14 protein-coding genes are annotated in these 17,686 nt (G+C 57.3%); 7 read left to right on the top strand and 7 right to left on the bottom strand.

Translation table 11 applies throughout. From position 1 onward, the window contains the following. Nucleotides 1–120: 120 nt before the first annotated feature. From QE432_RS09890 to QE432_RS09880, 3 genes are all read right to left on the bottom strand, one after another. The gene (locus QE432_RS09890) at nt 121–1,200 is read right to left on the bottom strand and encodes an MBL fold metallo-hydrolase (protein ID WP_130738484.1); all 1,080 of its coding nucleotides are present in this window, start codon (nt 1,198–1,200) and stop codon (nt 121–123) included. 52 nt (nt 1,201–1,252) lie between these two features. Then, on the bottom strand, nt 1,253–2,371 hold the full coding sequence (locus QE432_RS09885) for an NAD(P)-dependent alcohol dehydrogenase (protein ID WP_130692426.1): 1,119 nt from the start codon (nt 2,369–2,371) through the stop codon (nt 1,253–1,255). 262 nt (nt 2,372–2,633) lie between these two features. Further along, on the bottom strand, nt 2,634–3,488 hold the full coding sequence (locus QE432_RS09880) for a pirin family protein (protein WP_306624039.1): 855 nt from the start codon (nt 3,486–3,488) through the stop codon (nt 2,634–2,636). A 197-nt stretch (nt 3,489–3,685) separates the two neighbouring features. Here QE432_RS09880 and QE432_RS09875 point away from each other — a divergent pair, with 197 nt between their 5' ends. From QE432_RS09875 to QE432_RS09860, 4 genes are all read left to right on the top strand, one after another. Beyond that, on the top strand, nt 3,686–5,365 hold the full coding sequence (locus QE432_RS09875; RefSeq protein ID WP_306624037.1) for an MFS transporter: 1,680 nt from the start codon (nt 3,686–3,688) through the stop codon (nt 5,363–5,365). A gap of 122 nt (nt 5,366–5,487) precedes the next feature. Further along, a complete protein-coding gene (locus QE432_RS09870; RefSeq protein WP_306624035.1) occupies nt 5,488–6,588 on the top strand; it encodes a Gfo/Idh/MocA family protein in 1,101 nt (366 codons plus the stop codon). 131 nt (nt 6,589–6,719) lie between these two features. Further along, nucleotides 6,720–7,736 (top strand): aldo/keto reductase, encoded by a 1,017-nt coding sequence (locus tag QE432_RS09865; RefSeq protein WP_306624033.1) that lies wholly within the window; start codon nt 6,720–6,722, stop codon nt 7,734–7,736. Nucleotides 7,737–7,766: 30 nt separating this feature from the next. Beyond that, complete coding sequence (locus QE432_RS09860) at nt 7,767–8,744, top strand: LysR family transcriptional regulator (protein ID WP_112497088.1); 978 nt, start codon at nt 7,767–7,769, stop codon at nt 8,742–8,744. 58 nt (nt 8,745–8,802) lie between these two features. Here QE432_RS09860 and QE432_RS09855 read toward each other — a convergent pair whose 3' ends face one another. The 4 genes from QE432_RS09855 to QE432_RS09840 form a co-directional block, all read right to left on the bottom strand. Beyond that, nucleotides 8,803–9,522 carry a L,D-transpeptidase gene (locus QE432_RS09855; RefSeq protein WP_165418245.1) on the bottom strand — a complete coding sequence of 240 codons (720 nt, stop codon included), beginning with the start codon at nt 9,520–9,522 and terminating at the stop codon, nt 8,803–8,805. Nucleotides 9,523–9,649: 127 nt separating this feature from the next. Next, nucleotides 9,650–10,567: a LysR family transcriptional regulator gene (locus QE432_RS09850; RefSeq protein ID WP_306624030.1), complete on the bottom strand. Its 918-nt coding sequence runs from the start codon at nt 10,565–10,567 to the stop codon at nt 9,650–9,652. A 153-nt stretch (nt 10,568–10,720) separates the two neighbouring features. Continuing rightward, the gene (locus QE432_RS09845) at nt 10,721–11,470 is read right to left on the bottom strand and encodes a MerR family transcriptional regulator (RefSeq protein ID WP_130692416.1); all 750 of its coding nucleotides are present in this window, start codon (nt 11,468–11,470) and stop codon (nt 10,721–10,723) included. A 9-nt stretch (nt 11,471–11,479) separates the two neighbouring features. Next, nucleotides 11,480–13,384, bottom strand: coding sequence for a S9 family peptidase (locus QE432_RS09840; protein ID WP_130692414.1), 1,905 nt, complete (start codon nt 13,382–13,384; stop codon nt 11,480–11,482). Nucleotides 13,385–14,265: 881 nt separating this feature from the next. Here QE432_RS09840 and QE432_RS09835 point away from each other — a divergent pair. From QE432_RS09835 to QE432_RS09825, 3 genes are all read left to right on the top strand, one after another. After that, on the top strand, nt 14,266–14,940 hold the full coding sequence (locus QE432_RS09835; RefSeq protein ID WP_112497083.1) for a response regulator transcription factor: 675 nt from the start codon (nt 14,266–14,268) through the stop codon (nt 14,938–14,940). Then, nucleotides 14,927–16,294, top strand: a complete 1,368-nt coding sequence (locus QE432_RS09830; protein WP_306624027.1) for a sensor histidine kinase — start codon at nt 14,927–14,929, stop codon at nt 16,292–16,294. The genes QE432_RS09835 and QE432_RS09830 overlap by 14 nt, the downstream gene beginning before the upstream one ends. Nucleotides 16,295–16,523: 229 nt before the next feature. Next, the gene (locus QE432_RS09825; RefSeq protein WP_130692412.1) at nt 16,524–17,681 is read left to right on the top strand and encodes a serine hydrolase; all 1,158 of its coding nucleotides are present in this window, start codon (nt 16,524–16,526) and stop codon (nt 17,679–17,681) included. Nucleotides 17,682–17,686: the final 5 nt, after the last annotated feature.

The following is a 17,686-nucleotide window of genomic DNA, read 5'->3' as shown; positions in this document are numbered from 1 at the left end:
TGGCTTGCCTTTCTGATGTTGCAAGGGCGCACGAGATCCGGCCCGCGCTCACCGGTGGCCTCCGGACACAACGGGGTAATGCCCACACGATTTCGAGGTGTGCCGGAGGACGATCCCGGTTCAGGTCAGGAACGGTGGCGGATTTTCGCCGCGCAGGCGGTAGTTCGGCCGAGGCCTTTCCAAACGGATCGACTCCAGCACGGTATAGGCGTGGTATTTCGTCTGGGTTGTCACGCCGGCGAGCCGCTCGGACCAGAGTTGGCCATTGCTGCTCTTCTTTTCCAGAACGTATTTCGTGGCAAAATTGGCCATCGAATTGATCCAGTTCTCGGTGCCTGAAAACACGTTGTCCCAGCCGGCGCCCTCCAGGATGCTGACGAGCGCATCCGAGCGACTGAAGCGATCCACGGCTGCCTGTGCTCCGTCGAGAACGTCCTGAAAATATTCGATCGAAGCCGCGACCGTTTCTGGCGTCCCGTACTTCATGTGATGGCCGGCGACGAGGAAATCGAAGTCATATTCTATCAGTTGCTTCTGGGCTTCGTACCAGCCGGTAATATTCTGCGATGCGTCGCAATGCATGAAGGTGGCGCTCCCGGGGCTGACGATATCGATGACGGTCAGTACCTTTTGCGCTGGCGCATAGATAAAGATGTTGCCGGGGCAGTGGTTCTCGCCTTTGTAGGACAGTTCGAGCGTCACCCCGCCGACGACAAGCAGATGATCCTTATCGAATGTCACGGTAGGCACTGGTCGGTTCGGATCGGGAAACCGCTCGAGCAGTTCCCTGGTGATTTCGTGTGCGACGATCTCGACATTCGGTCCGAAAACAGAGGCGGCGCCGATGTGATCGGTGTGCCAGTGGCTGTAGATCAAATGCGTTACCGGTTTGTCCGTGACGTCTTCGATCGCGGCCAGCATGTTTTCACCGATCGTCGGCGGTGCGTCGATGGCGACGACACCGTCGCTGGTCACGACGAAGGCCGCGTCATAGCCGCCGCTGGTGACCCAGTAGAAACCGCCGCGAAGCTCCTCGACATGGTAGCCGAGCCGCTGGAAGCGTTCGGAAGAGAAATACTCAGGATAGTATCCCTGCGGATCAGCGGGGTGTTCCCCGGCCTCCGGAAAGCCGTAATGGTCGATCCCGAAAAAGTTAGGCTCGTCGGTCGCTCTGATCAGCTTCTGGTGTCGGTCGCACATGTGATAAATTCTCCATGATGTTTGCGATATCGAAAGAAAAGTGGGTGGGTGGTTAAGCGGCTTGCGGGGGAAAGCGCAGGACGGCCTTGATCACGCGTCCTGCCGCGACATCGTCAAATGCCTCATTGATGTCGGCGAAGTCGTAGAAGGTGAGCAGCCTGTCGAATGGGAAACGACCGTTTCGATAGAGACCGACCAGTTCCGGAATCATCAGGCCGGAAATGGCATCGCCCTGGATAATCCCGATGAGGCTTTGCCCTAACGTGAGCCGGGATGCGTCGACAACCGCGCCCGAATGGTCGTTGAAGGCGACGAAACCGAACTGCCCCATCGGAGCAAGGGCACCTATGCCGGCGTCGAGGTTCTCCTTCCGGCCGCTCGTGTCGAGGACGTATTCGACGCCACGAGAGGTGATATCCCTGATCGCCGCGGCTACATCGGTTTGCCTACGCGGGTTGACGCAATGCGTCGCGCCGAGTTCGTAAGCGAGCTTCAGCCGTTCGGCATTGACATCGATGGCGATGATGATTGCAGCATCGGCGACCTTGGCAGCCATAATCGCAGCCAGTCCCACCGCCCCTACTCCGAAGATCGCGATCGAAGCGCCGACCGGCACTTCCAGCGCTTTCAAGACCGAGCCGGCTCCGGTCTGGAACCCGCAACCGAGCGGCCCGAGCAGTTCGAGCGGGACATCGTCCGGTACCTTGACGGCGTTGCGCTGATGAGCGAGCGCATAAGTGGAGAATGAGGACTGACCAAAGAAGTGCGCATGGAGCCTGTTCCCATCAGGCGCTCCAACGCCGATCGTTCCATCGAGCCTGGCGCCGGCGAAATTCGTTTCCCAGACGTGGTCGCAGTAGGCCGCATGGGAAGACATGCATGGCTTGCAGTGGCCGCAGGAGTGATAGGAAAGAACGACATGATCGCCGGGCTTGAGATGCGATACGGTCGATCCGACACGTTCAACGATGCCGGCGCCCTCATGACCCAAGATCGCGGGAAGCGGCGTCGGCATGAGCTGTTGCCTGACATGCGCATCGGTCGCGCAAATACCCGTAGCAACCATGCGAATGAGCACTTCGTCGGGGCGCGGTGCCTCAAGCTTCACTTCACGAAGAATGAAGGGCCCATTTTTTTCTTCCAGTACGGCTGCGGTCGCTGATTGGGTCATCTGTTCCTCCATGGGCTGATTTCGGATACTGGGACGAGTGATCCCGCTCACGGACCAGCGGCGGTCCATGTTCGGAAGGCTTGATCCGATCCGCTTGAGTTTTGGACGAGCGGTGGTGAAGCGGCTTGTTTTCTCAGCCCGTTTGCGGGCCTGCTGTTCGCGAACATATCCGTGCTGTCGAACGGCTAAAGACAGCAATGGCGGAACGTCGGGTTGCTGATAACGAAACCCTCTATGGTTTCATGGCAGCTGGACAGTCAGATCAGACATGTCGCATCGTACCGGCATTCGGGAATTTGCCTTGGCGGTATGCGGTATAGTAGCCGGCAAGCTCCTCTTTAGAGCCTGCGATAAATGGGCCTTGTGCCACGACATGGATGTTTTGCGGTTGGCCTGCATACAAAAGCACGCGCGCGCCATTCTCACCCGCCTTCAGCCTCATGGCGCTTTCACCGTCAGTTGCCAGCGGATTGGTCCAACCGACCTTATCCGTAGTGAGAGCCGTCGCTCCGGTGCCTGCCTCGATTTCGCCCGCGATGACCACGACGAAGCCATTATATGATGACAGCAGAACCTGCTCAAACTCGGCGCCTGCCTCAAGCCGAATTTCGACCAAGGTTACAGGCACGGCATTCTTTGTCGATGAGATGATCCCTGCCGAACGACCACTGTAAACGGTCGCTTCGAAGCCGTTGCCGCGATGTACCGGCATTTCGTCACGTCTCAGGATCTGCACCCTCGGCGCCATGTTGCGCTCCCGCTCGGGAAGAACCAGCCACAGCTGAAACAGACGCATCCCTGCCGAAACTTGGGCATCTTCCGAATGCACGATACCGCTTCCGGCAGTCATCCACTCCACGTCTCCTTCGACCAGGCGTCCGCCGGCATCCTCCATGGTGCCGCGAAGCATGAACGTGACGGTCTCCAGGCCGGCATGAGGGTGGGCCTCGCCGAATTGCCCCTCGCCGGTCACGTGATCGTCCGCCATCAAGAAGAATGGGTCGGTCGCGGAAAAATTTCCCGGTGCAACGACGAGGGCTGCTTTGTGCCTCTCGCCCGCAAAGCCGGGGCCGAGAGGCGGTGTGGTTGTAATCCTGTCGATGGACCTTTGAAACATCTTTGCTGTCCTCGTGAAGTTGAGAGGTGAAACCTGTCCGCTCTGTCAACGAATGTGCAGTGATTTTGAACGAGGCACCGCTCGCAACAAGTCACGATCTCCCGAACTCTATGTTGCCAAACCAGCAACGCCTCAGGCCACCGGAATTGCGCTACGCTGCTGCGGATTGATGCCGACTAACCAGCAACGAGAGCACGATGATGAGACTGACGCAGCGTGTTCGCAGCTTTTTCCGTGAGGAAGCATGGGACTTTCCCGAGCATGAAAGACCAGTGGTCCCGGGGTCGCCGGCGACACCAGAGCATGTCCTGACGCTGCGGATCGCCTACGCCCTCGTCGCAATTCTGGTCGGCCTGACCGGCGGACTGGGCAACGCACTGCTCATGGTCAACATTACGGAGCTACAAACGGGCTTGGCGTTGAGCTCCGTTCAGGCGGCCTGGCTGCCGACGGCATACGCCATGACCAATATTTCTGCCAATCTGCTGCTGATCAAGTTCCGCCAGCAATATGGTCTGCGTGTGTTCACGCAGGTTGCCCTTAGCGTGTATGCTCTCCTCTCTCTCACCTATCTCTTGACAGCAGATCACTGGCTCACACTCGCCATCAGGGCTGCAAGCGGCTTTGTTGCGGCGGCGTTAACGCCGTTGTCCTTGTTCTACGTGATGCAGGCCCTTCCGGGCCGTTGGCGCGTCAGGGGGCTGATACTTGGCCTTGGTATCTCGCAATGCGCGCACCCGCTCGCAAGCGTCATCTCGCCATGGCTGTCTGTCAGCTCGCATTGGCAGTCGATATTTCTGCTCGAAGCCGGTCTCGCATTTCTCTCTCTCGCCGCCGTCGGGATGTTCCGGCTGCCACCCGCCGAGCGAGAGCGAGTGTTCGAACCTTTGGATTTCCTCACCTTTCTGCTTTTGGGTGGTAGCCTCGCCCTGATTGCAGCAGTGTTGGGGCTCGGACGACTGGAAGGATGGTTCAAGGCGCCTTGGATCATTTGGTTTCTGTCGCTCGCGCTTCCGATGATCATCGCCGCGCTGATACTCGAGAACGGCCGGATCGCACCTCTTCTCAACCTGCGCTGGCTCGGGAGCGGTAATATCGTCCGCTTTGCTTTTGCAATTTTCATGGCCAGGATCGTCCTTGCCGAACAGAATGTTGCAACCAGGTTCTTGACGGCGCTAGGAGGCAGCGACGAACACCTTGGAGCACTTTCGATCGTCACCTTTGTCAGCGCTGTTGCCGGCGTGATCGTGAGCGCAATCACGGTGAATGTCGAAAAACTGGTGATGCCCATGATGCTGGCGGTCACCGCAATAGCTGCCGCGACACTTGCCGTCAGCTCCGCCACGAGTCTTGAGCATCTGCCTTGGTTTTATTTGTCCCAAGCGATGATCTCATTCGCGGCCATGTCCTTTCTCGGGCCGGCACTGGTGTTAGGCATCACGAGCGCGCTGCAGAAAGGTGGCCGAGAACTCTTGAGTTTTATCGTCCTGTTTGGGGTGATCAATTCGATTGGCGCCCTTACAGGCCAGGCTTTGTTCGGATCCTATATCGACGGCATCGCGACTGTTTCGCGAGATTGGGTCCTTGCCCATCAGAACGCCTTGCGCTTGGCAGCGGTGTTGGCTTTCTTAACGGCGGCCTATCTGGCTGTGCTCCTCGCAATTCGTATCCGCCATAAGCTGGCAGAAATCCGCCGGGAGAAACAGGTGTCCACTAGCGGTGCAGCCTCTTTCGATCCGGTCGGTCCGACCAAGCCGCAGTCAGGAATGCCGTGGCACCCGCCGACCCTTTCGTTTCAGGCACGGGTGGTCTTGAGCGCTATAGCTACAGCCGGGGCAATACTTCTTTTGGTCGCAGTGTCGCCGCAGGGGCGCTAGGCGATATCCATGGCGTGGATGTTCGCTCATACCACTTATCGATTTCGTCGCAGTGCCGGTCTCGATTAGATCTTGCTCAGGACGCAGGTAGCGTTCCGTAACGTGATTTTGGAGCATTGCAGATGTCGGATAAGAAATTTCGTGTGGGTATTATTGGAGCAGACACTCACGCAAGTTGGGCAGGCGCATCGCATGTGCCAGCTCTGGCGTCACAAGCTCACCTGACGCTGGCGGCAGTCGCGACCCGGCGCGAGGAAAGCGCCAAGGCGGCGGCCGAAGCATTCGGCGCAGAACTCTGGTTTGCCGATCCCTACGCGATGATTAGCGACGAAACCATTGACGTCATCACGGTCGCCGTGAAGGTGCCGGCGCACAAGAATCTTGTGATGGCCGCCTTGCAGGCGGGTAAAGCCGTCTATTGCGAAGCGCCTCTGGGCGCAACGCTGGCGGAAACAAACGAGATGGCCGCAGCAGTCGGGTCTTTGCATACCGCGATCGGCCTGCAAGGCCGGCATAATCCTTCCGTCCGACGTGCGGCGGAACTGGTCGCGTCAGGAAAGCTCGGTCGCCTGATGTCCGCCCGTGTCGGCGCAACCACATTCGGCTACGGTCCGCAATCTCCGAGCATGTACGACTATTTCAACAAGGCCGCTTCTGGCGCCAGCTTCATGACGATCACGGCAGGCCACGTGCTGGACGTCATCGAGGCTGTGCTCGGCAACATTGTGGAGGTCGATGCGCGCACGGAGTTGCTCTGGCCGGAGATCGAGATCGTCGATATAGGCGAGACTTCACAGCGAGAAATTCCGGATCATCTCGATCTAATCGCCAAGACGGCAAGCGGTGCGCCTGTATCCGTGCAGGTTCTGGCGGGCGTGCCTGCAGATGAGGCGAGTTTTGTATTCGAGATTCGTGGTTCGCAGGGCTGGCTGAAGCTGACCGGCAATCATCTGGCAGGCGTACAAGTCGGAGACATTTTACTTTCATCGAGCGTGGAATTCGCTGCGCCCGATAGGGCGGTCGCCAACGGTGTCGGTCCGACCGCGGCCGAATTCTGGTCAGGCGCCGCTATCAATGTCGGGGAGGTCTATGCGTCCCTGGCGCGCGATCTGACGAACGGTACATACACCACTCCCGGTTTCGACCATGCCCGCCATAATAGCCGTTTGATCGCGGCAGTCGAGCTTGCGGCAAGAACTGGCGAACGGCAGCACATCGTGTAAGGCGCCGCAGAAAGGCTCGGCATTCGCAACGAATGTCGAGCCGGCCGTGAACGCAATCAGTGCGGAAATACGCTCAACGAAAGCTACCGCCGCCCGCCAAACTCGAGAATATCAAAAAGAAGGACGACATCATGCAAGTGCGCAAGCTGGGTGAAAGCGGGTTGTTCGTGTCGGAATTGTGTTTCGGCGCCATGACATTCGGCGGAACTGACGGATTATGGGGAAAGGTGGGAAGACTTGGACAGGGAGATGCCGATGCACTGGTCAAGGCCGCTCTCGACGCCGGCATAAACCTGTTCGATACGGCAAACGTCTATGCGCACGGACGCAGCGAAGAAATACTGGGACGTTCGCTGAAGAGCCTTGGAGTGTCGCGCAGCGATGTCGTGATCGCCACCAAAGTCGCCTCCGCCATGGGTGACGGACCAAACCATCGCGGCGCTTCTCGGGGACACATAATCTCCGAATGCCGGGCAAGCCTCGGCCGGCTGGGTCTGGACCACATCGATCTATACCAGATCCACGCATTCGATTCCGCGACACCGATCGAGGAAACGCTGGAGGCGCTCGATACACTCGTCCGGGCCGGCGATGTTCGCTACATCGGTCTTTCGAACTGGGCCGCGTGGCAGGTCATGAAGGCGATCGGGATAACACGCGCCAGAGCCCTCGCACCTGTCACGTCGCTGCAGGCATACTATACGCTTGTCGGACGCGATCTGGAGCGGGAGATCGGCCCGCTGCTCTCATCGGAACGTGTTGGCCTCATGGTCTGGAGTCCGCTTGCCGGCGGCTATCTCACCGGAAAGTATTCTCCTGGTGGCAATGCTGCAGGCGGCCGACAGACAGAATTGGATTTTCCACCCATCAATCGCATCCGGGGAGAGCCCCTGATCGCGGTCCTGAAAGCTGTCGCGGAGAAACACGGCTCCAGCCCGGCGCAAATCGCGATCGCCTGGCTGCTGAAGCAAAGGGTCGTCTCGACCGTCATCATCGGTGCGAAGCGCGTCGAGCAATTGCAGGAAAACATTCGGTCCGTATCGATTGACCTGGACGATGACGATATGGCGAAGCTCGACGCGGTCAGTCGTCTGCCCGTCGAATATCCGGGCTGGTTGCTGAATGACGGAAACGGACACTCGCGGTGACACGGAAAAGATGCTTGAGATTGATGAAGGATGGGCTTAATGATCCATTCCATGAATTTACATGGGATCGATCTCAATCTTCTCGTTGCCTTTGACGCCCTCAATTCCGAGCGCAATGTCACACGCGCCGGAAGCCGTATTGGCCGTACCCAGCCTGCCATGAGCGCGGCTTTGTCGAGGTTGCGGTTTCTGCTGCGTGACGAATTGTTCGTTCGCGGGCCGACCGGCCTTCAACCCACACCGCGAGCGGTAGAACTCGCCGAACCTATTTCGCTTGCTCTGCGGGAAATTCAGCGGACCTTGCAATTCACGCAGGGTTTTGATCCCGGCAAATCGACCATGTCTTTTTCCATTGCCGTTTCGGCGCATGCAGGTTCAGTCATATTGCCGCGCCTCCTGTCATTGCTTGAGGAAAAAGCCCCCGGCATTGATATCAAGGTCAGGGATTATAGCAGCCGCGATGACGCGATTTCCCTGCTCGACAGCGGCGGCGTCGATCTGACGGTCGGAATTCCTCCGACGCCTACGAGCCGGATCCTGACCGCGCGTCTTTTCCAGGAACGGTTCGTCTGTATCTTGCGGAAGGATCATCCGATACTGGATCGCCGGTTCGATGCCGAGACATTCCTGTCTTTGACACATATCCTGGTCGCGCCCGACAATGACGGCCTCGATGTTGCCGATGCCGCACTGGCCTCGAAAAATTTCAAGAGGCGGTCCGCCGTGACCATTCCCCATATGCATGCGGCGCCGGCATTGATCGCATCGTCGGATATGGTTGCGACCGTGATAGAAAGCGTCGTGGCCCATTCAGGTTTTGCCGAACGCCTAGCTGTGTTCGACTTTCCTCTGCCCCTGAACCCGATCCCGTTCGTGTTGTCCTGGCATCGTCGCAATGACGGGCATCCGGCGCAGCAGTGGCTGAGAAACGGCATCCTGGCCGCGTTCCCCCATGTATGGCTTCCTTCGGAGAACATCTGCGCCGATCTTGCCCGACCGTATTACTAGTAGCGGGCAATCCATAGCGCGGCAAAGTAGCACCGGAAGCTGAAGCCGAGATTCGATATCATACGGCCATTGGCGCCTGATGCACGACGATCGGCGCATGGAAGGGAACGCGCTCATAAAGGTCCACGATGTCCTGGTTCATGAGGCGCACACAGCCCGATGACACAGCCTTGCCGATGGATTGCCATTCGGGATTGCCGTGGAGACGATAGAGCGTATCTTGCCTGTTCTGGAAAATGTAAAGAGCGCGAGCGCCGAGCGGGTTGAGTAGGCCGGGATCCATTCCTCCGTTGGCAACGGAGTATTTTTCCAGTTCGGGTTGCCGCGCGATCATCTCGCTTGGCGGCTTCCATCGCGGCCAATGCTGGCGCCAGTGGATATATCCCTTGCCCTCCCAGGAAAATCCATCTCGCCCGATACCGACCCCGTATCGTAACGCACTTCCATCGTTTTCCACCAGATAGAGAAATCGCTTTGGCGTGTCGACGACAACAGTCCCCGGCGCCTCGCCGGTAGGGTTGACAACGCGCTGCCTGAGATATTCCGGGTTCATTCGCTCAATAGGAACTGCGGGAACGAGATGTCCGCCATCTTCAAACGCCGCGTAACTTGAAGCGAGTTCCGGGCCGATCGGTGAAGGCATTGGATCGGTAATTGGCTGGGGCGAGTTCGACGCCGAACTTTCTTGCACTGTTGTGCATCCGCCGAGTATGGCCGGCGCCGCCAGAGAGCCGAGTACAAACTTACGGCGAGATATGAAACTGTTTCTATTCTGCATTATGGAAAGTGACCTTGGGGTTGCGCCTGGCAAACATTGCTTGAATCGCACAGTATTCTCCCTTCGACCGAATATTCCATATCTGCATGAGTGATAGCCCTCATAACCGTTGGCTATGCCCTGACGGCTACCGCTGCTCCGGGGAGATCCCTTCAATGGTTCTGAGGCGCGGCATGACGAAGTCTGTAAATGCTCTAACGACTGGTCGCATAAACTTCGTGGACGGGTAAGCAAGGAAAGCTTCGGTAGGTCGGAGCCAATAGTCGGGCAGCACCCTTACAAGTTCGCCGCTGGCCAACAAATCCGATACGAGGTTCTTCTGCACCAGTCCGACGCCCCGACCACGTAAAAGTGCTGCAATCATCACATGCGCATTGTTCGTTGTGAGTATCGGCCTGACAACAACGTCCTCAGCGCGCGCGCCAGGTCCAAGCAGGGAAATGGTATTACGCTGAGCGAGCATCTTTGGGGTACCAATGACCTCAAGTTCCGAAAGCCGTTGGGTGTCTTCAATCTTCCCCACCTGTTTCAGGTAACGAGGGGAGGCGACAAGAAATCGCTCCACCCACCCGATGCGGCGTGCGATAACCTCCTGGTCTTCGATTTTTCCGTAATGAAGCGACAAATCGAAGTTATCGTAGACCAAGTCGATGGTGCGCTCGTCGAGAGCCAGTTCGACGGAAATCCCGCAATACTCATCCTGAAACTCACCGACAATCCGTTCGAGATGGCCAACACCAATGCAAGATGGGGCGTGAATTCTCAGATTGCCTTCAATCTCACCTGTGTTGATGCGAACGCCCTCCAGCGCGGCGTCGATCGATGCGATCGCAACGCGGCTGGCCTCGTACAATTCGAGCCCATGCGCCGTCGGGCGAACGATTTTCGACGAGCGCTCCAGAAGCCTGGCTTGGACGTGCCGTTCCAGGTTCGAGATATGCTTTGTAACGGCCGGCTGCGTTACCCCGAGGTCCCGTGCCGCAGCCGTAATCGAACCCTTCTCGACGGTGCGGATAAAAGCTTTCAAAGCAACGTTGATATCCATGATATTGCTCTTGGTTATAATCTTCTCCGGCCATAACCAAGAGTTTAGAATATGGCGTGATGATGTTTGGGAACGGCAAACCGCCGAAATTTAGTGCGCCTGCCCACCGCAATCGGTCAATCATCTTGCGAGTTGACCAGCCCAAAACGGCGATCAGCGGCTGGATGCCAGCCCGGTTCTTATTTCCGTCAGTAATCGTTTCTGCTGATTGTTCGTACTATCGAGGGCATGAAGCCAGAGCAGCGCTGCTGCTTGCTGTTTCCCACTTCTGCTTAGAGCGTTTTCGAAGTCTCTCATCCATGACCCGAGATGTGCGATGTAATCGTCGGCAAGCGCTGAAATCTCGTTGTCGCTGCTACTTGGCCCCAAGGCATCGAAACGATGCCCCAGCTCTCTTACGGTAGCACCATGTTCGAGATCTGCCAGTTGGTCGTAGAGCCGGGCCAGTTCTGAGCGCTGCTCTTTATCCAAAAGGTGTGACAGGAGTACAAATTGCTCTCGACCGGCTCGTACGGCTATAGGCTCTCGTCCCGCGTCTAGGGCCACCAACGACGCGGCGAATTCCGGCGCCATGTCGGGCGGTCCTTTGCCGTCGCGCAACGCTGCCACAATTCGGCGTTGATGCTCGAGAAGTTCGATCTGCCGCGTCAGCCCGTCATGAAGAGCCTCTAAACTGCCTATGCTCATCCCGGTATGATCGTCGAGAAGCGTTGGGATTTGCGAGAGCGAAATACCGAGCGCGGTCAATCGAACGATACGCAGCAGCCGGATCAGATGCGGCAGGCCGTAAATGCGATATCCATTATTCGTCCTTGGCGGCTCCGGCAAAAGTCCGATCTGGTGGTAGTGCCGCAGCGTGCGGATACTCACGCCCGCCAGTCCTGCGATCTCCTTGCTGTGCATGAGCCCCCCTCAGTGCTCGCCCCTCAAATGCCTTGCCAGAAAGCGCTCGATCCTTTGGTAAAGCTCAATATTGCTATCCTCATTGATGAACCAGTGCCCTTCGCGCTCGTTCAGAAGATAATCAACCTCCACTCCATTGGCGCGTACCGTTTCCACCACCAGATCCGCCTGTGCCTGTGCGACACGTACGTCGTTCGCGCCGTGGACCACCAAAAGCGGTTTAGAGATGCAACTAAGCCGGCTTGCCGGTGAGCGCGCAAGCATGTCGCGGTTCTGCATCTCGATGTCTGGATCGCCCATGTAAGTAAGGTAGGTGTTGATCAGCGCAGGCCGCACGAATGGGACGGCCCCATCCACAAGCACGCGGAGATCGGACATGCCGGAATAGTCGATAGCGGCAGCGAAGCGCTCGGGCGTAAAGCTGGCGCCCACCAGCGCGGCATAACCGCCATAGGAACAACCGTAGATCGCCACCCGCGCCGGGTCAGCGATACCCTGCCCAATTAGCCAGTCGAGCCCGTCGATCAGGTCGTCATGCATACGGCCGGAGAACTCCCCGATCGCGGCTTGCATGAACGCTTTGCCGTAGCCGGTCGAGCCGCGAAAATTCACCTGCAGCACGGCATAGCCGCGGTTGGCGAGGAACTGCACTTCCGGATCATAAATGCAGGCATCGCGATACCACGGCCCGCCATGTACCAGAAGCACGGTCGGCAGCGCACACGGCTCATTCCTGGCATCGAACCCGACGGGCAGAGTGACATGGCACGGCAACGTCAATCCGTCGCGCGACGTCACATCGATGGGTCGTACGCTCGCCAGCCGCTCGGCTGAGAGCTCTGAAAATCGCTCGCCAAGCACATACGCTTCGCCGCTCTCATGTTCGTAAAACCATGTCGTGCCGGGATGTCGGTCATCCCAAAATTCGATCACCCATTTTCCCCCACCGACATCGCAGGAAATGTGTCCTATTTCCCCGGTTGACAGCCGCTGTAAACTATCTAGCACGGCGGCAAAATGCGGGTTCAGCGGCCGTATCTTCTGTCTTTTGCCAAGGTACCGTAGTCCCAGCAGCTCGCCTGTCACAGGATTGGTGATCAGGCTGGACGGAAAGCGCGGATCGGCCTCAGGTCGCGGCGTATCGAGGCTGCAATCGGGTTGGCTGTCGATTACCCTTTGCCTGCCCGTCGCAAGGTCGATGGCGGCAAGATAGGTGTGGTCGCTCCCCGTATTGCAGCCGACGAAGATGCTCTTTCCATCCGCCGCAACCATCAGCGGCATCGGCCCGATTGGCTGGTCACGCCCCTTAAGTCTGGCCAACGTGATGAAACCCCCATTCTCGTAGCGAGCCAGTTCGTGGTCACCGGCGTCGTCGATGATGAAGGCATGCATCGGACTGTTCGGTGTAACGGTCCAGCGTACGAAGCGATTAGGACTTTCTGCAGCGATCCTGATTTCACCGTTTTCGATATCGACCTCGTACAGGTCGATCAGGCCGGAACTTCTGAGGTTCATCTGCACGAAAGCCTTGCCCGGAAGCGCGGCGGAAAAGTCCAGGCCCATCACCCGCACGCCGGCAAAGGGCGTCAAGTCGACAGTTAGCGCCTTCCCGCAAACCGTTTCTGCCCCGTCCACCTCTACGCGATGAAGGTGCCAGTTCTCGTCGCCGCGGCTGTCCTGCACGAAGAGAATGTGGCGAGCATCGTGCGTCCAACTAAAGCCGTCGATATTGCGCGTGTCATCACCCGTCAGTCGCCGCGCCGCGCCTTGTCCGACAGGCCGCACCCAGATGTTCAACCGCCCACGCCAAGGCGCAAGATAGGCCACCAGCCGGCCATCGGGAGAAATCTGCGCCCGCGAAAATTCCGGCGTGCCGAAAAACGTTTCAATCGGGATGAGATCAGGTGCAGTCATGTCGAACCTCGCAACGTCGACGGACCGCGATGTCTCGCGGGCCGCCCACACTAAAACAATATCGACACGTGACCTAAACTATGACGTCACGTCGGAGTCAACGGTAAGAGCAAGCTTGGTCCGGCACTTACGTAATTTCTGCGTAACTGTGAAATCCCATAAACTGCCGGCGGGATCGCGCTTCGCTCTCGCAATCGAATGAATTTACCGAGAAAGAAGGTACATCAAATGAGCAAAGCCTCCCCGGGTCACGTTTTCATGCGACGCTTATCTGTCGGAACGGTGTTCGCAGGCCTCCTTATCCTGACCGGCTGCCAGACACCGGAACAGGAACGCTACGCCGACCTCGACACTTGCTCTGGAATGGGCGCACGATACGGATCATCATCTCATACCGGATGCATGCTACAGCAGCAGCAGCGCCGTGACGACGCGCAATTGCGGACCCTCGAGGCTGCCAGGCTAAGCCAGATCATGGCAGAAGATGCGCGCCGGCAGCATGAGCGCATGAAAAGAGAGAGGCGGCGGGATTAGTTTCGAGTTCGGTGGGAGGCTGAGCTGATCGAAACCAATCTCTGGAGCGGCTTTCGGCTGATGAAGACCAATTTCGAGACGTTTGGCCTCAAGCCTCTTACCAATGATGCGACCCCTCTATGGAAACCGCATTTAATCGAAGTATCGTCACGGCTCTCGGCGCCTATCTAACCGGTAGCACCATTTTCCACCTGTGGCGGGGAAAAAAGCGGTCTATCGGGCAAAGGTACGGGGCTGCAGCCGAGCACGTCCTGACACTTCACGCGCCTATCGTCCCACTCCTTTCTTGGGCGCGGTCTACCAAGCCTTTGAAATCATCTATCTCCTAAGGTACTTCATTTAGCGACATGAAAATCTTGCTGGTCGAAGACGATCCCGAAATGGCCGAAGCGCTTCGGACAGCGCTTTCGAGGCATGACTTCGTACTGGCAGCTGTGGCGGATCTCGCCATGGCGCGAGAAGCGATCGCCGTCGAACGATACGATGTTGTTCTCATCGACCGCCAGCTTCCTGACGGCGACGGCAGCACTTTGCTCGCCGAGATCCGGCAAACAAGCAATCCACCGCGCTCGATAATCATCTCTGCCATGGGATCCACGAAAGACAGGATAGCCGGGCTCAACGGAGGGGCCGACGACTATCTCCCCAAACCGTTCGAGGTCGATGAACTGATCGCCCGCCTTAACGCAGTGGCACGCCGAACGCCTGAAGCCAAGCCAGACATCATCACGGCCGGCAATATCCGTTATGATCGGGTGACACGAGACCTGTACGTCAACGGAATCCGGCAGGAGCTCGCTCGACGAGAGCTTTTGATCATCGAGTCGCTTCTCAAGAATCTCGGACGAACGGTGCTGCGGTCTTCATTGGAGGAAAGCGTTTACTCCTTCGACGACGAGATCCAGTCGAATTCGCTGGAAGCAAACATGTCGCGCCTGCGGCGGAAACTAGCGGATGCTGGTGCGGATATCGTCATCCGCAACATTCGCGGCGTCGGATATTTCCTCCATGAGCAAAAATAACATGTCGCACCATTCTCTCCGCTGGCGCTTCACTCTCGGCTTCATCACGCTTCAGCTCCTCACCATTATCGCCTCGTTCGGGCTCGTTCTATACATCGCGACGTTGAGTGCTCCCCGTGGCGCGGTCCCATCAACGTGGTACCCGCAAGAAATCGCAAAATCCGTCACAATTGACCAAAATGGCGTCGTGGCGGTCAGCCCCACGCAGGCGCTCCGAACTGTGATGGATGAGCGGCCTAAATCCTGGTTTGCGGTTCGTCTCGCAGATGGCACAACACTCACTCATGGGGTGATACCGAAGGACATCGGTGAGAATGCTGCTTTTCTTGACAATTTTCGCAGCGTCGAACTGCGCGGCTACGTCGATGCCCCCGATCGACAGGCCACGATTGATAAAGTTCAGACAGCAGCGGGTGAAGCGACGATTATGGCTGGGGGCGTTTCGATGTCCCTTTACCAGCTCGTTTTTGTCGTAGGTCAGATAACGATCGGCGTGCCCGCCCTCATACTTCTTTTAGTCACCCTCGTCGGTGCCCCTTGGGTGACAAAATGGTCGCTTCGCTCCCTCGGGACGCTCACCGACCGATTGAACAAAATCGATTTTGAAGCCCGAGGCGGTGTAGTAAACGAAACCGGACTGCCCAAAGAGCTGTTGCGGGTCGTCAGGGAGATCAATCTCGCCCTCAATCGGCTCGACGCCGGGTTCGAGAAAACAGAACGCTTTTTCGTCAACGCAGCTCACGAACTGCGCACGCCCCTTGCCATAGTTCAGGTCCGCTCAGACACCTTGCCGCAAAGCGAAGAGAAGCTTCACATTCAAAAGAGCATCAAACGGCTGACCGCCATCACAAACCAGCTCCTGGATATCGAACGATATCGACAGAACCCGCCGATTTCGAAGAAAATCGAATTAACACATCTCCTGTCAAAGGTCGTTGCCGACCTCGCGCCATTCGCGATTTCCAAAGGCTACGAAATCTCTTTCGAAACCGATGTTTCCAAAGTGTCCCTTGAAGGTGACGACGAAGCGTTGGACCGCGCCTTTTCAAATCTCGTGCGTAATGCCATTCAATATGGAGGCGGGCGCGGCGAGATCGTGGTCAAGGTGAAGGCCGATGGTTCCGTCCTTATCTCCGATCAAGGCATCGGCATAGCGGGGGACCTTCATTCACGCATTTTCGAGCCATTTTATCGCGTCAATCCTCATGGATCCGGAGCGGGTCTCGGCTTGAGTATGGTCAACGAGATCGTCGAAAAGCATGGCGGGTTTATCGAGCTCAAATCCTCGCCGGACCATGGGAGCGTATTTGCTATCCGCTGGCGAAACGCATTGCAGATTGCCGGGCGTGGTTAGGAATACTGGAACTGCGCAACACCATCGGACCGCGTGTAGGTCGCTTCGCTCGCCGCAAAGTAATTGCAGTCGCCGATGCGCCGTTACCGGTCTGCTCGCCACCTCAAGCCGTTTAGCGGGTGTAACGTTCCCGTAATTTTGAAAGTTCATGACTGCAGGAAAGGCGCTTTATCGAGTGGTAGAAGTATCTGTCTAAAGCGCTCCTTACAGTCTCGCGGGTGGAGTTTGAATGCGCATTTTTCTAAGTACAGTGGCTGTCCTGTTTGGGATCGTGCTGCCGGTTGTGCCAGCGGCATCCGAGGATGATATCCGCTCGACTGTCGACAGAATCGTGAAACCTGTGATGGCTGAACATCAGATTCCAGGCTTTTCAGTCGGTATCCTGCTCGCTGGCCAGCACCATGTTTTTCACTACGGGGTCTCGTCCCGAGAAACGGGTTCACCCGTGGACGGCGCGACACTGTTCGAGATTGGCTCTTTGTCCAAACCTTTCACCGGAACATTGCTTGCACGCCTCCAAGCTGAAAATTCAATTTCTCTCTCGACCCAGGTCAAAGAGCTTCTCCCGGAACTATCGCAAAGCCCACTCGGAGCGGCCTCGCTTCTCGATCTCCATACGTACGTGGCGGGAGGGCTTCCACTGCAGTTCCCTGCCGGGGTCAATGAGCAAAATTTTTTAAGCTTCTATAAGGCTTTCGAACCCACTGGCGAAATCGGCACCAGTCGCCTTTATTCGAATACGTCCATCGGACTGTCTGGCTATCTCGCGGCAAAAAGAGCCGGCGCTCCCTTTCCTTCACTTCTTGGTAAAAAGGTGATCCAGCCGCTGAACTTGTCGGATACCTTCCTTTCGGTTCCCAAAGATCGCTTGAGTTCATATGCACAGGGCTATACGAGCGCCGATGCACCGGTACGGGTCAATCCCGGCGTATTCGACGACGAGGCTTACGGCATCAAGACAACCGCGGCTGACCTTCTTAGCTTTGTTGAGGCGTCGGTAAATCCCGACCGATTCAAAGGCCCGTTGAAGACGGCATTGATCGCGGCCCGCTCGCCGGTTTACCAAGTTCATCGAATGTATCAGGGCTTGGGTTGGGAACTCTATCGCGCTCCGGCCAGGCGCGCTGATCTACTTCAGGGTGTCGATCCCGACTTCGTCCTGAAGGCCAACAAAATTGATCCTCCCAGTTTGCATGTGCCGGCGGAGATGGTTGCCACCGCATCAAAAACAGGCTCGACGGGCGGCTTCGGAGCTTATGCCCTCTTTCAGCCTGAGCGCGGTACCGGAATTGTAATCCTTGCGAATCGGTTCTGGCCAAACCCCGCTCGCATCGAAACTGCTCATTCCATACTCGAAAAACTCGACCCCGGGTTCTTTGACGATTGACCGCG

The organism is Agrobacterium sp. SORGH_AS_0745, from assembly GCF_030818995.1.
GTDB classification, from domain to species: Bacteria; Pseudomonadota; Alphaproteobacteria; order Rhizobiales; family Rhizobiaceae; genus Agrobacterium; species Agrobacterium tumefaciens.
This window is presented reverse-complemented; position numbering and strand designations above follow the sequence as displayed.

What these genes read in the sequence shown, in the direction of transcription:
- QE432_RS09890 (WP_130738484.1), bottom strand. Translation starts at nt 1,200, where the DNA reads ATGTGCGACCGACACCAGAAGCTGATCAGAGCGACCGACGAGCCTAAC.
- QE432_RS09885 (WP_130692426.1), bottom strand. Translation starts at nt 2,371, where the DNA reads ATGACCCAATCAGCGACCGCAGCCGTACTGGAAGAAAAAAATGGGCCC.
- QE432_RS09880 (WP_306624039.1), bottom strand. Translation starts at nt 3,488, where the DNA reads ATGTTTCAAAGGTCCATCGACAGGATTACAACCACACCGCCTCTCGGC.
- QE432_RS09875 (WP_306624037.1), top strand. Translation starts at nt 3,686, where the DNA reads ATGATGAGACTGACGCAGCGTGTTCGCAGCTTTTTCCGTGAGGAAGCA.
- QE432_RS09870 (WP_306624035.1), top strand. Translation starts at nt 5,488, where the DNA reads ATGTCGGATAAGAAATTTCGTGTGGGTATTATTGGAGCAGACACTCAC.
- QE432_RS09865 (WP_306624033.1), top strand. Translation starts at nt 6,720, where the DNA reads ATGCAAGTGCGCAAGCTGGGTGAAAGCGGGTTGTTCGTGTCGGAATTG.
- QE432_RS09860 (WP_112497088.1), top strand. Translation starts at nt 7,767, where the DNA reads ATGGGCTTAATGATCCATTCCATGAATTTACATGGGATCGATCTCAAT.
- QE432_RS09855 (WP_165418245.1), bottom strand. Translation starts at nt 9,522, where the DNA reads ATGCAGAATAGAAACAGTTTCATATCTCGCCGTAAGTTTGTACTCGGC.
- QE432_RS09850 (WP_306624030.1), bottom strand. Translation starts at nt 10,567, where the DNA reads ATGGATATCAACGTTGCTTTGAAAGCTTTTATCCGCACCGTCGAGAAG.
- QE432_RS09845 (WP_130692416.1), bottom strand. Translation starts at nt 11,470, where the DNA reads ATGCACAGCAAGGAGATCGCAGGACTGGCGGGCGTGAGTATCCGCACG.
- QE432_RS09840 (WP_130692414.1), bottom strand. Translation starts at nt 13,384, where the DNA reads ATGACTGCACCTGATCTCATCCCGATTGAAACGTTTTTCGGCACGCCG.
- QE432_RS09835 (WP_112497083.1), top strand. Translation starts at nt 14,266, where the DNA reads ATGAAAATCTTGCTGGTCGAAGACGATCCCGAAATGGCCGAAGCGCTT.
- QE432_RS09830 (WP_306624027.1), top strand. Translation starts at nt 14,927, where the DNA reads ATGAGCAAAAATAACATGTCGCACCATTCTCTCCGCTGGCGCTTCACT.
- QE432_RS09825 (WP_130692412.1), top strand. Translation starts at nt 16,524, where the DNA reads ATGCGCATTTTTCTAAGTACAGTGGCTGTCCTGTTTGGGATCGTGCTG.